The sequence below is a fragment of the Streptomyces sp. NPDC030862 genome (assembly GCF_055571835.1).
In genome coordinates this window covers 466810-479694 of record NZ_JBVIEN010000004.1, presented here as the reverse complement: position 1 = coordinate 479694, position 12885 = coordinate 466810, and the positions used below count along the sequence as shown (strand labels likewise).

Here is a 12885-nt window from a genome sequence, read left to right as displayed (position 1 = left end):
AACGACCGTCCGGTGAGCGTAACTTCGGGGAGGGCCCCTCGCCAGGACCCCGCCGACACGGTGCGGCTAGGCTGCGCGCCCATGTATGACGACGTGCTCAACATCGTGCTCGGCGTGATAGCCACCGGGGTCAGCGCGGGGCTCGGCTGGGTGGCCCGCACCGCCCTGTGGCGCCGTGGGCTCCGCCGCAAGCAGACCTTCTTCGGGCTGCCGGGGAACGCCGAGTGCCTGCTCGTCGTCAACCGCGACGCGGGCACCGACGGCGCCGTCCGGCGCTTCGACGTGTTCGCCCTGCTCGAACTGGCGGCGCTCATCAAGGACTGCGGCGCCCACGCGCGGATCGTGTCGCACGACTCGGCGCAGCAGGGCTTCGGCGAGCGCACCGAATTCTGCGTCGGCGGGCCGGGGTCGAATCGCCGTATGGAGGCGCACCTGCGCACCCTGCTGCCGGGCCTCTCGGTCTCCACGGCTCCCGAGCCCGTCGAGGACCGGGCGCTGTTCACCATCGGCTCCGAGCGCTACCGCGCGGACCCGGGCGTGAGCGAGTACGCGCTCCTCGCCCGGCTGACGGCGGGCGAGGGCCGGAGGCCGGTGTTCCTCTTCTGCGGGCAGCGCGCGATCACCAACCAGGCGGCCACCCGTTACCTGGTGCGCCACCACGAGAAGCTGACGCGCACGTACGGCGCCGACGGATCGTTCGTGCTCCTGCTGAAGGTGGTCAATTCGGAGGCGTACGGTCCCGACGTGGTGGAGCTGGTCGCCGATGTGACGCGGGCGGCGCGGGCGGCGCGGACGGCCGGCGAAACCGCGGCATAAGTCACATCCGGCACGGGCGGAAATCTTCCGATTTAACGCAACCGGTCGCCTCTGATCACCCTCTCACTCGGGGACGAAAGATCGCACCGGAGGTTCCCGTTGACCCTGCTCCGCCGCACCCGCCCGCGCCGCCGCCCCTTCCGCACCGCCGTCCTGGCCGGTACCGCCGGTCTGGCCATGGCCGCCCTGACCGCGTGCTCGGGCGGCTCCGGCGCCGCCCAGGCCGATGACGGCGGCGGCAAGGGCGCCAAGCCCGCGACCCGTATCTCGGTGAACCTCTCCGGCGAGCAGGCCCGCGCGGGTGAGCCGGTCCGCGTCACGCTCGCCGAGGGCACCCTGAAGCAGGTCACGGTCACCGACTCCCAGGGCGCCACGCTCACCGGCACGCTCTCCGCCGACGGGAAGTCCTGGACGTCGGCACGGAAAGCGGCCCCCGGCACCGGTTACACGGTCCAGGCGCGGGACGCGAACGGCGGCACGGCCACGGCGGGCTTCACCACCGCCGCCGCCGGCAAGGTGAACAAGCTGACGCTGGCCCCGGGCAAGAACACCACGGTCGGCATCGGCCAGCCGCTGTCGATCGTCTTCGACCACCCGGTGAAGAACAAGGCCGAGGTGGAGAAGCACCTCAAGGTGACGACGTCGAACAACACCACCGGCTCGTGGGGCTGGATGCAGGACTGGTCGGGCAAGGACCGGGTCGACTGGCGCCCGAAGCAGTACTGGCAGCCCGGCACCAAGGTCACCCTGAACGCGGAGCTGAACGGCATCGACACCGGCGGGTCCGGCGGCTGGTTCGTACGCGACTACGCGACGACCTTCACCATCGGCAGGAACCAGGTGGTGAAGGCCGACCTCGACACCCATCGGCTGAAGCTGCTGCGGGACGGCCAGGTGGTGAAGGACCTGCCCATGTCGGGCGGCACGCCGGGCGGCGAGAAGGCGTCGTGGCGCGGCAAGACGGTCCTGATGTCGAAGGAGGGCACGATCAACATGCGCTCCGAGACGGTCGGCCTGGGCGACGCGTACGACAAGATGGTCGACTACTCGATGCGGCTGACCTGGTCGGGGATGTACGCGCACGCCGCGCCGTGGAACGCCCGCTACATGGGCAACGCCAACAAGAGCTCCGGCTGCCTCGGCATGACGACCGCCGACGCCCGGTCGCTGTACGAGCAGGTGCAGGTCGGCGACCCGTTCGAGGTGACGGGCGGCGACGCGAAGGGCACCCAGGCGCTGAACAACGGCTACGGCGAGTGGAACCTCTCCTGGGCCGACTGGCAGGCGAAGAGCGCCCTGCGCTGACCGCCAGCGGCCGGGCCCGCCGCGCCCCTCGTTGACACGTCGTCCAATAATCGTTACCACTGCGTAACTTACCGACGGGTTACTTCGGGTAAGCCCGCCGTGTTTTCCTTCGGTTCACCTTTCAAGCGTTGACCGACGATGGGGGAACGAACCGTGGGAAAGCCGCGCACCGCCCTGCGTACAGCCCTGCGCACGACGACGACCGGCGCCGCCTCGGCCGCCCTGCTGGCCGGAACGGCCCTGGGGTTCGCGCCCACCGCCGCCGCCACCGAGACGACCGGCGGTATACGGTTCGTCGACATCACCGGTGACGGCGGCACCGTGCTCAAGGCCAACGTGGTCACGCCCGCGGACTCCGACGGCACCCGCCGCTACCCGGTGATCGTGCTGCCGACCAGCTGGTCCATGCCCCAGATCGAGTACCTCGCCCAGGCGAGGAAGCTCGCCGACGCCGGCTATGTGGTGGTCAGCTACAACTCGCGCGGCTTCTGGCAGTCCGGCGGACACATCGAGGTCGCGGGCCCGCCGGACGTCGCCGACGCCTCCAAGGTCATCGACTGGGCGCTGGCCCACACCCCCGCCGACCCCGAGCGCGTCGGCATGGCGGGCGTCAGCTACGGCGCGGGCATCAGTCTGCTCGCCGCCGCCCACGACAAGCGCGTCAAGGCCGTGGTGGCGATGAGCGGCTGGGCCGACCTCATCGACTCGATCTACAGCGGCCGTACGCAGCACCTCCAGGCCGCCGCGATGCTCGGCGGCACCGGTTACCTCACCGGCCGCCCCAGCGCCGAACTCCAGCAGACGCTCAAGGACTTCCTCGCCTCCAACCTGGACCGCGAGGACGAGATGATCGCCTGGGGCGCCAAGCGCTCCCCCGTCACGTACCTCGACCGGTTCAACGCCAACGGCACCGCCATCATGCTCGGCAACGCCTGGGGCGACACCATCTTCCCGCCCAACCAGTACGCCTCCTTCTACGAGAAGCTCACCGGCCCCAAGCGCCTGGAGCTGCGCCCCGGCGACCACGCCACGGCCGAGGCGACCGGCCTGCTGGGCCTTCCCAACGACACCTGGACCAACGCCCACCGCTGGTTCGACCACCACCTCAAGGGCGCGGCCAACGGCATCGACCGGGAGCGGCCGGTCCAGCTGAAGTCCCGTTCCGGCGGCGGCTACGAGGGCTACCCCGACTGGAAGTCGGTCGGCGCGACCGAGCGCAAGATCGCCCTGGCGGACGGCCAGAAGGTGTACGCGAACGTCGACTCGGGCGCCAACGGCGGCATCGTCATGCTGTCCAACGCCCTCGACCAGTTCCTCAAGCTCCCGCCGGTCGCCTCCATCCCGCTCCTCCCCCGCGCCTTCGCCGGCGTATGGCAGTCCGAGCGGTACGACTCCGCCCAGCGCGTCCGGGGCACGGCGAAGCTGCACACCACGGTCACCAGCACCGCGTCGAGCGGCACCCTCGTCGCGTACCTCTACGACGTGGGCCCGCTCGGCGTGGGCAAGCTGGTCAGCAACGCGCCGTACACCTTCCACGACAAGACGCCCGGCAAGCCGTTCGCCGTGGACCTGGAGCTGTTCTCCACGGCGTACGACGTGCCGGCCGGCCACCGGCTCGCGCTGGTCGTCGACACGGTCGACCCGCTGTACATCGAGCACAACCCGTCCGGCGCGCGGCTGACCTTCTCCTCGCCGGCGTCCGACCCGTCGTACGTGTCGGTGCCGCTGCGCGAGGAGTGATCTCCGGCCGCTGCCGGGCGGGGTTGGCCCTCTAGGGCTTGGCGGGCCTCCCGGGGAGCAGGGGCCCCGGTTCGGACGGCGGTGCGACCTCCACTCCCTCGGTCTTGGGGCTGCGGCGCTCCTTGCGCGCCACCCAGGTGGCGAACCAGGAGAGCAGCATGCACATCCCGATGTAGATCGGCGAGATCACCATCACCACGGGGATGAACGGCAGATCGTAGTCGAGGTTGGACGCGATCAGCTTGCCCGCGTGGAGGAACTCCTCGTAGGTGATGAGGAAGCCGAGCGAGGTGTCCTTCAGGGCGACCACCAGCTGGCTGATGATGGCGGGCAGCATGGCGCGCACGCCCTGCGGCACCAGGACGTACGTCATCACCTGCGTTTTGCGCATGCCGAGCGAGTACGCGGCCTCCCGCTGCCCGCGCTCCACGGAGTTGACGCCGGTACGGAACACCTCGGCGAGGACCGAGCCGTTGTAGAGCGTCAGTCCGGCGACGAGCGCGGGCAGCGGGTGTACCCGCAGCGCCACGAAGATGAAGAAGATCATCACCAGGACGGGCATGGCGCGGAAGAACTCGACCACGAGCGTGGCCGCCCAGCGCAAGACCCGGTGCGCGGAGAGGCGCCCGAGGGCGAGCACCGCGCCCAGCGCGAGCGACAGCACCGCCGCGAGTGCGAACGCCTTGAGCGTGTTGCCCAGCCCGCGCAGCAGGAGCTCCTGGATGCCCTCGTACGCGAACGGGTTCCACTTGGCGTACGTGAACTGCTCGGTGTCGAAGAGCAGGTGGACGACCCAGCCGACGAGGGCGAGGATCGCGGCGGTGGCGACCAGCCCGTAGGTGAGGTGCCGGCGCCGGGCCCTGGGCCCCGGGATGTCGTAGAGGGCGGTGGTGGTCATCGGGCGACTCCCCAGCGCTTCTCCAGCACGTTGAAGAGCGTGCTGATGGTGAGGGTGACGATCAGGTACCCCACGGCGATCCAGATGAAGGTCCAGATGATGCTGTAGCCCAGCTCGTTGAGGGTGCGGTACGTCCCGAGGAGCTCGGTGACGCTGAACGCGCCCGCGATCGCGGAGTTCTTGGCGAGGGCGATGAGGGTGGAGCCGACGGGCGGGATGACCGTGCGGAAGGCCTGCGGCAGGACGACGTTGCCCAGCGTCTGGCTGAAGGTCATGCCCAGGCTCCGGGCCGCCTCGCCCTGGCCCGTCGGCACGGTGTTGATGCCGGAGCGCAGCGCCTCGCAGATGAAGGCGGAGGTGTAGCAGCCGAGTGCGATGACCGCGAAGAGCGTGAAGGGAAGGACCAGCCCGAAGCGCGGCAGGCCGAGGAGGACGGCGAAGAAGAGGAGGGTGAGGGGGGTGTTGCGCAGGACCGTCACCCACGCGGCGCCGAAGGCGCGCAGCGCGCGGACGGGCGCGACGCGGAACGACGCCATGACGAAGCCGAGCACGAGCGCGAGGAGCGAGGAGTAGACGGTGAGTTCGACGGTGCCGAGGAACCCCTCACCGTAGACGGACCAGTTCTCTGTCAGTACGTCCATGACTGCTGCCTCCTCAGCTCGCCGGGTAGCGGTCGATGGCCGGCGGCTTCGGCGCCGGGACGCCGGAGAGGCCGAGCGTGGCGTCGTACGCCTTCTTCCAGTTGCCGTTCCTCTCGTTGGCCGCGAGGGCGTCGTCGACGGCGAACCGCAGCGCGTTGTCGGAGCGCGGGACGCCGATGCCGTACGGCTCCTCGGAGAAGGGCTTGCCGACGACCTTCAGCTCGTCGGGGGCCTTGGCGGCGAAGCCGAGCAGGATGGTGTCGTCGGTGGTGACGGCGTCGACCTGGAAGGTCAGCAGGTTGTCGACGCAGACGGCGTACGTGTCGTACGCGACGAGGTCGGCGTCGGGGTACTCGGCGGCGATGCGCTGGTAGGGGGTGGAGCCGGCGGCCGAGCAGACCCGCTTGCCGGCGAGGTCCCGGGGGCCCTCGATGTCGTCCTCGTCGGTGCGGACGAGGAGGGACTGGCCGGCCATGTAGTAGGGCCCGGCGAAGCCGACGAGCTTCTTGCGGTTGTCGTTGATGGTGTAGGTGCCGACGTAGTAGTCGACCTGGCCGTTCTGGAGGGCGGTCTCGCGGTTGGCGGAGGCGATGGTCCGGAACTCGATGGTGTCCGGGTCGAAGCCGAGGGAGGCGGCGGTCATCCGGGCGATCTCGATGTCGAAGCCGAAGTAGCGGCCGGTGGCCGGGTCCTTCTCCCCCAGGTACGGCTGGTCCTCCTTGGCTCCGACGACCAGGTGGCCGCGGCGCTTGGCGCGGTTCCAGGTCGGCGAGTCGGGCAGCCGGAAGCCGGTCGCCACCCGGTAGACGGGCAGCTCATCGGGCTGCGGCCCCTTGACCGGGGGGCTGCCGTCCTTGCCGCAGGCGGTGGCCGCGGTGGCGAGCAGCACCAGCACGAGGGCCACGAGGGCGTGTCGCGTGCGCGTCATCGTCGTACACCCCCTGTCAGTGCTTGAGGATCTTGGAGAGGAAGTCCTTGGCGCGCTCGCTGCTCGGGGCGGTGAAGAACTCCTCGGGGGTGCGGTCCTCGACGATCCGGCCGTCGGCCATGAAGACGACGCGGTTGGCGGCGGAGCGGGCGAAGCCCATCTCGTGGGTGACGACGACCATGGTCATGCCGTCGCGCGCGAGCTGCTGCATGACCTCCAGGACCTCGTTGATCATCTCGGGGTCGAGGGCGGAGGTCGGCTCGTCGAAGAGCATCACCTTGGGGTCCATGGCGAGGGCCCGGGCGATGGCCACCCGCTGTTGCTGGCCGCCGGAGAGCTGCGCCGGGTACTTCTCGGCGTGGGCGGCGAGGCCGACGCGGTCCAGCAGTTCGCGGGAGCGGCGGTCGGCGTCGTCCTTCCTGCGCCGACGGACCTTTATCGGGGCGAGGGAGACGTTCTCCAGCACGGTCTTGTGCGCGAAGAGGTTGAACGACTGGAAGACCATGCCGACATCGGCGCGCAGCGCGGCCAGGGCCTTGCCCTCCTCGGGGAGCTTCTCCCCGTCGAGGGTGATGGTGCCCGACTCGATGGGCTCCAGCCGGTTGATGGTCCGGCAGAGGGTCGACTTGCCCGAGCCGGACGGGCCGATGACCACCACCACCTCCCCGCGGCCGACGGCGAGATTGATGTCCTGCAGGACGTGCAACTGCCCGTAGTACTTGTTGACGTCCCGCAGCTCGATCAACGGATCGACGGCCATGCGCTGCCCTGCCCCTTGCTCGCTGTGTCGAGGTCAGCGCAAACTATCCAGCCGCGAAAGGGACTTCACACTACCGACACGCATAAAGACGGCGTAAGCCTCAAAAGCCGTATTTACACAGAGCGATGCCCTGTCAGGCCTCGGCCGCTTCGGCGTACACCTGGGACAACTGGGGCGAGCCGCTCATCGCCCACTCCAGCCCGGCCTCGACGACATGGATCTCCCGCCCGGAGGCGAGCGTGACCACCGGATGGCCGGCCGGCGTCAGGTGCCAGGACGCGCCGGGCACCGTCCGTACGATGACCGTACCGAGGTACAGGCCCGCGTCGTTGCCGAGCCAGGGCAGCTCCTCCGGGTCGTCGCGCCAGCGCGGCGGCAGCTGGTCGATCGCCTCCAGGGAGCGCGGGGTGTCGTCGAGCCGGACCCCCAACTCCTGGACCCTGGCGCGCAGCAGCGCGCACTCGGCGAGCATGTTGGCCACGCCGTCCGGGTCGCCGCCGTCCGCGGCGGAGGGGGCGCGCCCATCGCCGCGCCGCTTGCGCCAGGTGTCCAGGAAGGGGATGTCCATACCGACCAGCGTCGCACCGAACCGGTCGGCGGCACTACAGGGCGCGCGCTATGCGTCGGGCCACGCGTCGCTACACGTCGCTACATGTCGCTACACGTCGAGGTCGACGACGACCGGTGCGTGGTCGGACGCGCCCTTGCCCTTGCGCTCCTCGCGGTCGACGTAGCCGTCCTTGACCGCGTCGGCGAACGGCTTGTTGCCGTACACCAGGTCGATGCGCATGCCGCGGTTCTTCGGGAAGCAGAGCTGGCGGTAGTCCCAGTACGTGAACGGGTGGTCGTACTTGAGCGGGCGCGGCACGATGTCGTCGAGCCCGGTCTCGCGCAGCCCGGCGAGCGCGGCGCGCTCCGGCGGGGTGACGTGCGTGGAGCCCTCGAAGGCGGCGGCGTCGAAGACGTCGTCGTCCGTCGGCGCGATGTTGAAGTCGCCGAGCACCGCGAAGGGGCGCGGGCCCGCCGCGTCCTCGGCGACCGCCGCCTGGAGCGCCTCCAGCCAGCGCAGCTTGTACGCGTAGTGGTCGTGGGCGACCTCGCGGCCGTTGGGCACGTACACCGACCAGACGCGCACCGGGCCGCAGGTGCCGGAGATGGCGCGGGGCTCGGCGACGCCCTCGTACTCGGGGCCGCCGGGCAGGCCGTGGACGACGTCCTCCAGGCCGACCCGGGAGACCAAGGCCACGCCGTTCCACCGCCCGGTCGCGTGCACCGACGACTCGTAGCCGAGGGCGCGCAGCTCCTCGGTGGGGAACTGCTCGGCGGTGCACTTGGTCTCCTGGATGCACAGCACGTCCGTGCCGCTGCTCTCCAGCCAGGCCAGCAGCCGGGGCAGCCGGGCGGTGATCGAATTGACGTTCCAGGTGGCGATGCGCATGACGGCAAGCCTAACCGGGGGCACCGACAGCCGGCGGCGGAGCCGCTGGCGGACCCGGCGGCGGCCGTCAGAGGTCGGTGGAGTCCCCCGGGGTCAGCCGGCCGTGGACCGTACCGCCCAGGGCGCCGATCTGGCGGTCGTAGATCGGCCGGGCGAGGTCGGTGAGCAGGGCGTCGTGGATGTCGATGGCGCGCTGCGGCTTGACCTCGCGGACGTAGTCGATGACCTCGGAGATCTTGTTCCAGGGGGCCATGACGGGGAGCATCAGCGTCTCGACCGGCCGGTCGGGCACGGTGAGCGCGTCGCCGGGGTGGAAGAGGGAGTCCTCGACCAGGAACCCGATGTTGGTGATCCTCGGGATGTCCGGGTGGATCACGGCGTGCAGCTCGCCGTGCACCTGCACGTCGAAGCCGGCCGCGGTGAAGGTGTCACCGTGGCCGACGGTGTGGACCCGGCCGGGGAAGGCCGCCGAGATCTGCTCCGCCACGCTGCGCAGCGTCCAGATCTCGGCGCCGGGGTGCGACTCCAGGGCCGCGCGGAGGCGGTCCTCGTCGAAGTGGTCCGGGTGCTCGTGGGTGACCAGGATCGCGTCGGCGCCGAGCGCGGCGTCGTGCTCGCTGAACCCGCCCGGGTCGATGACGAGGGTCCGCCCGTCCTTCTCCAGCCGGACGCAGGCGTGGGACTTCTTGGTCAGCTTCAGCTTCGGCTCCATGAGGGCATCCTCTTACGCCTCGGACGATTACGCCTCGGGTGGTGTCGTCTCCTCGCGGATCACCTGCTGGGCCACCTTGAAGGCCGAGTTGGCCGCCGGGACGCCGCAGTAGACGGCGGTCTGGAGGAGCACCTCCATGATCTCGGCGGGCGACAGGCCGTTGCGCAGGGCGGCGCGGGTGTGGAAGGCGAGCTCCTCCAGGTGGCCGCCCGCGACCAGAGCCGTGAGGGTGACCACGCTGCGGGTGCGGCGGTCGAGGCCCTCGCGGGTCCACACCTCGCCCCAGGCGTAGCGGGTGATCAGCTCCTGGAAGTCGCGGGTGAAGTCGTCGGCGGCGGCCGTGGCACGGTCCACGTGCGCGTCCCCGAGGACCTCGCGCCGCACCTTCATGCCCGCGTCGTACGGGTCGGGCCGCCCGGCGGGTGCCGGTTCCGGCGCCGCGGCGGCAGCGGGGGCGGTGACGACGGGGGCGACGGGGGGTACGACGACGGGCGCGGTGACGACTGGGCCGGCCGACGCGGCGGCCGGCGCCGCGGGCGGCACGGCGACGGCGGTGACCGGGGCGGCGGGCGCACCCGGTGCGGGTGCCGGCGCGGCGGCGGAGACTGCGGCGCCGGGCACGACGGGCGCCGGCACGACGGGCGCGGGCGGTGCGGGCGCGGGCGGTGCGAGGGGCCCGGCGTGCGGGGCCGTGGCGGCGATGGCGGGCATCACGGGCGGCGCCGCGAGGGCGGCCATGGTGTCCTGCCAGGAGGTCGAGAAGTGGCGTACCAGCAGGTCCGTGACGGCGGCGGGCTGCTCCACGGGCGCCAGGTGCGACGCACCGGGCACCACCGCGAGGCGGGCGTCCGGGATGCCGGCGACCAGGGTCCGGGCCTCGGCGGGGCCGGTGACGGTGTCCTCCGAGCCGACCAGCACGAGCGTGGGCACCCCGACGCGGCCGAGTTCGGCACGCACGTCGAAGGCGGCGAGCGCCTCGCAGGCGGCGACGTAGCAGCCGGGGTCGGTCGTCCGCACCATCTGCACGGCCCACTCGACGATGGCGGGCTGCGCGGCGGCGAAGCCGGGCGTGAACCAGCGCTCGGGCGCCGTGCGGGCCATCGGGTCGAGGCCGTTGGTGCGGACGATCACACCGCGCCGGCGGAACTCGTCGGCGGTGCCGAACCGGGGCGAGGAGGCGACCAGCGCGAGCGAGGCGAGCCGGTGCGGGGCCCGCAGCGCGAGGTCGGTGCCGATGGCCCCGCCGATGGAGCAGCCCACGTACCCGAAGCGGTGGACGCCGAGCCCGTCGAGCGTGGCGAGGAGCCGGTCGGTCAGCTCGGAGACCGCGGACGCGGGTTCGGCGGGGGCACCGCCGTGCCCGGGCAGGTCGAAGCGGAGGACCCTCCACTGGCGGGTGAGCTCGGGTATCTGCCGGTCCCACATGTGCCAGGTGGTACCGAGGGACGGCCCCATGATCAGTACAGGGGCGTCTTCCGGGCCGTCAAAGCGGTATTGCAGGGTTTCGGTCTTCGTCGTACTCACCCGCTAACGCTCCCACATCTCACGATCTCCCACGGCCGGGGGTGGGGCACCCGCCAGGCCTCCCCGTGTTCCAGCGCCGGACGCGGGTCTTCCGCGTCCGGTTTGCCTGGGCATGGTACAAGCGGGCCCTGCGGAGGCCGCTGTCGCGGCGGCGAGCCGGGGCGGCCCTGCGGCCGCCGAGGGCGCGTCAGTCCTCGCCGGCGCGGGACAGGGCTCCCGTGATCAGCCGGGTGGCGAAGTCGTGGTCGTCGGTGATCCGGTTGATGTGCTCCGCAAGCAGGACGGCGGTGCCTTCCAGAGAGGTCATCTCCTCCTGGGGCCAGTCCCCGAGGTGCTTGCGCCAGAGGCTGGGGCTCAGGCCGGTGCCCGCCGCGATGACCAGGCCCGCCATGGTGGGGATGTTCTCGGGAGGGAAGCTCTTGGGCATGTTGCGCATGGTGTCCACGAGGCTCGGCACGACGTACTCGATGACGTCCTTGCCGTGGTTCTCGTAGGCCATCCGCAGCCACCTCATGAACATGTAGATGAGCGTGCACGCGCCGTCCAGCAGGTCGTGGAATTCCCCGCGCGTCAGGGACGCGGTGTACTGATCGATCAACTCGCGCTGCTCGGCGTCGATCTCGGTCCTGCCGGCATAGACGGCCTTGAGCTGAGAGTCGATCATCATGAGGGCTGCGCCCACATCACCGGCGGGGGCGTACTCGGGGTCACAGGGCGATGACACAGGACGATTCCTCCTCACACGACCGCGGCAGGCCTCGCGGCACGCCGGTACGGTAGACCGCCGGTCCGTCGCGGGTCCGGCGAATCCGGAGAGACCCCCCCTTCCGGGGACTCACCCCTCGGTCAGCGAGTCGAGGAGTGCACGGCCGTGCTGCCAGGGGCCCAGGTCGCTGGCGGAGTTGATGTGTCCGCACGCCTCCGCCAGGTGCCACCGGGCCCCCCACCGCGCCGCAAAGCCTGCGGCAGCCCCGGGAGTGCAGTACGGGTCGTTGTCGCTGCCCACCACCAGGGCCGGGCACAGCAGCGGTTGCGCCGACACCCCGGTGAACGTCGCGGCCGCCTGGCGTGGGAACGCCGGCCCGGACGGGTCGGGCGGCGCGACCAGGAAGGCGCCGCCCGTCAGCCGTGAGGGGTTCCCGTTCAGCCACGTCGCCGCCGCCCAGCAGCCCAGGCTGTGGGCGACCAGTACAACCGGGCCGCCCCGCCGGGAAGCATCGTCGTACGCCACCTGGACGGCGTCGACCCAGTCATCCAGATCGGGGGCACCCCACGAGGCGGGGGAGATCCTCACCGCCGAGGCGCCCCACTCCCGCTCCCACACTGTCTGCCAGTGCTGCCCGTCCGAGCCGTCGATGCCCGGGATGACGACGTACGCGGTCACTGCCCACCACCCTTCCACTCGCCGCTCCCTACGATCACGGGAGCACCCGGCGCAGATTCTGTGGCATGCATCGAGGCGGCGGCAGTGACGCAAGTGATCACAAAGAAAATGAAGCGGACAACGATGGAATCACTCGACCGGATAGACCGGGACATTCTCGCCCTGCTGCAGACCGAGGGCCGATTGACCGGCGCGGAAGTGGGACGCCGCGTCGGACTCTCGCAGCCCGCGGCCAGCGCACGCATCCAGCGGCTGGAGAAGAACGGCGTCATCACCGGCTACCGAGCCGTGGTCGACCCGGCAGCCCTCGGGCTGAACATCCAGGCGGTCATCCGGCTGCGTACCACGCACGCCCAGCTCGCACGCGCGCTGGACTTCGCCTCCCGGACCCCCGAGATCGTCTCCACCCTCCGGGTCACCGGAGAGGACTGTCTCCTGTTCGACGTCTACTGCCCGCAGGCGGGGCGCCTCGAAGAAGTCGTCGACGCACTCGCCCGTTACGGCCCCGTCACCACGTCCCTCGTGCTCCGCTCCTACTCCCGGAAGCCGCTGACCGACACCACGTCGACGACTCCTGCCCGGCAGGTCAGGTGAGCGTGCGGAAGGCACCCGTTCGCGGCCGCGCGGGGCGCCCGGCACAGGCACCAGATCGCGCCAATCACCGGAGCCTCGGCTCCCTCCCCCTTGCCAGTACGGGGAGCTCCGGATACACATGGCCGCCAACAACGCGGGGCTGCCG

At 71.1% G+C, this 12885-nt stretch carries 14 protein-coding genes; 4 read left to right on the top strand and 10 right to left on the bottom strand.

From position 1 onward, the window contains the following. Positions 1-81: 81 nt before the first annotated feature. The 3 genes from ACZ42X_RS14000 (at position 82) to ACZ42X_RS13990 (ending at position 3861) form a co-directional block, all read left to right on the top strand. The gene (locus tag ACZ42X_RS14000) at positions 82-816 is read left to right on the top strand and encodes a hypothetical protein (protein WP_468288509.1); all 735 of its coding nucleotides are present in this window, start codon (positions 82-84) and stop codon (positions 814-816) included. Positions 817-915: 99 nt separating this feature from the next. Further along, complete coding sequence (locus tag ACZ42X_RS13995) at positions 916-2121, top strand: L,D-transpeptidase (protein ID WP_468288506.1); 1206 nt, start codon at positions 916-918, stop codon at positions 2119-2121. A 153-nt stretch (positions 2122-2274) separates the two neighbouring features. After that, positions 2275-3861 (top strand): CocE/NonD family hydrolase, encoded by a 1587-nt coding sequence (locus ACZ42X_RS13990; protein ID WP_468288503.1) that lies wholly within the window; start codon positions 2275-2277, stop codon positions 3859-3861. Between the two features lie 31 nt (positions 3862-3892). Here the strand turns inward: ACZ42X_RS13990 and ACZ42X_RS13985 are convergent, their stop codons facing one another. From ACZ42X_RS13985 to ACZ42X_RS13940, 10 genes are all read right to left on the bottom strand, one after another. Beyond that, positions 3893-4759: an amino acid ABC transporter permease gene (locus ACZ42X_RS13985; RefSeq protein ID WP_468288500.1), complete on the bottom strand. Its 867-nt coding sequence runs from the start codon at positions 4757-4759 to the stop codon at positions 3893-3895. Continuing rightward, positions 4756-5400, bottom strand: a complete 645-nt coding sequence (locus ACZ42X_RS13980) for an amino acid ABC transporter permease (RefSeq protein ID WP_468288497.1) — start codon at positions 5398-5400, stop codon at positions 4756-4758. Before ACZ42X_RS13980 ends, ACZ42X_RS13985 begins: the two co-directional genes overlap by 4 nt. Before the next feature lie 13 nt (positions 5401-5413). Continuing rightward, entirely contained in the window at positions 5414-6328 is a 915-nt protein-coding gene (locus ACZ42X_RS13975) for a glutamate ABC transporter substrate-binding protein (protein ID WP_468288494.1), read from the bottom strand. Between the two features lie 16 nt (positions 6329-6344). Continuing rightward, complete coding sequence (locus ACZ42X_RS13970; RefSeq protein ID WP_468288491.1) at positions 6345-7088, bottom strand: amino acid ABC transporter ATP-binding protein; 744 nt, start codon at positions 7086-7088, stop codon at positions 6345-6347. 133 nt (positions 7089-7221) lie between these two features. Further along, positions 7222-7656 (bottom strand): DUF6278 family protein, encoded by a 435-nt coding sequence (locus ACZ42X_RS13965; RefSeq protein WP_468288488.1) that lies wholly within the window; start codon positions 7654-7656, stop codon positions 7222-7224. 90 nt (positions 7657-7746) lie between these two features. Beyond that, positions 7747-8526: an exodeoxyribonuclease III gene (locus tag ACZ42X_RS13960; protein WP_361416174.1), complete on the bottom strand. Its 780-nt coding sequence runs from the start codon at positions 8524-8526 to the stop codon at positions 7747-7749. Between the two features lie 67 nt (positions 8527-8593). Further along, positions 8594-9226, bottom strand: a complete 633-nt coding sequence (locus ACZ42X_RS13955; RefSeq protein WP_468288791.1) for an MBL fold metallo-hydrolase — start codon at positions 9224-9226, stop codon at positions 8594-8596. Between the two features lie 39 nt (positions 9227-9265). Continuing rightward, positions 9266-10762 (bottom strand): bifunctional 3-oxoadipate enol-lactonase/4-carboxymuconolactone decarboxylase PcaDC, encoded by a 1497-nt coding sequence (gene pcaDC, locus ACZ42X_RS13950; RefSeq protein WP_468288485.1) that lies wholly within the window; start codon positions 10760-10762, stop codon positions 9266-9268. Positions 10763-10949: 187 nt separating this feature from the next. Next, complete coding sequence (locus tag ACZ42X_RS13945; RefSeq protein ID WP_468288482.1) at positions 10950-11486, bottom strand: hypothetical protein; 537 nt, start codon at positions 11484-11486, stop codon at positions 10950-10952. Positions 11487-11597: 111 nt separating this feature from the next. Beyond that, positions 11598-12146 carry an RBBP9/YdeN family alpha/beta hydrolase gene (locus ACZ42X_RS13940; RefSeq protein WP_468288480.1) on the bottom strand — a complete coding sequence of 183 codons (549 nt, stop codon included), beginning with the start codon at positions 12144-12146 and terminating at the stop codon, positions 11598-11600. A 123-nt stretch (positions 12147-12269) separates the two neighbouring features. Here ACZ42X_RS13940 and ACZ42X_RS13935 point away from each other — a divergent pair, with 123 nt between their 5' ends. Further along, positions 12270-12740: an Lrp/AsnC family transcriptional regulator gene (locus ACZ42X_RS13935; RefSeq protein ID WP_468288477.1), complete on the top strand. Its 471-nt coding sequence runs from the start codon at positions 12270-12272 to the stop codon at positions 12738-12740. The last annotated feature ends 145 nt before the right edge of the window (positions 12741-12885 follow it).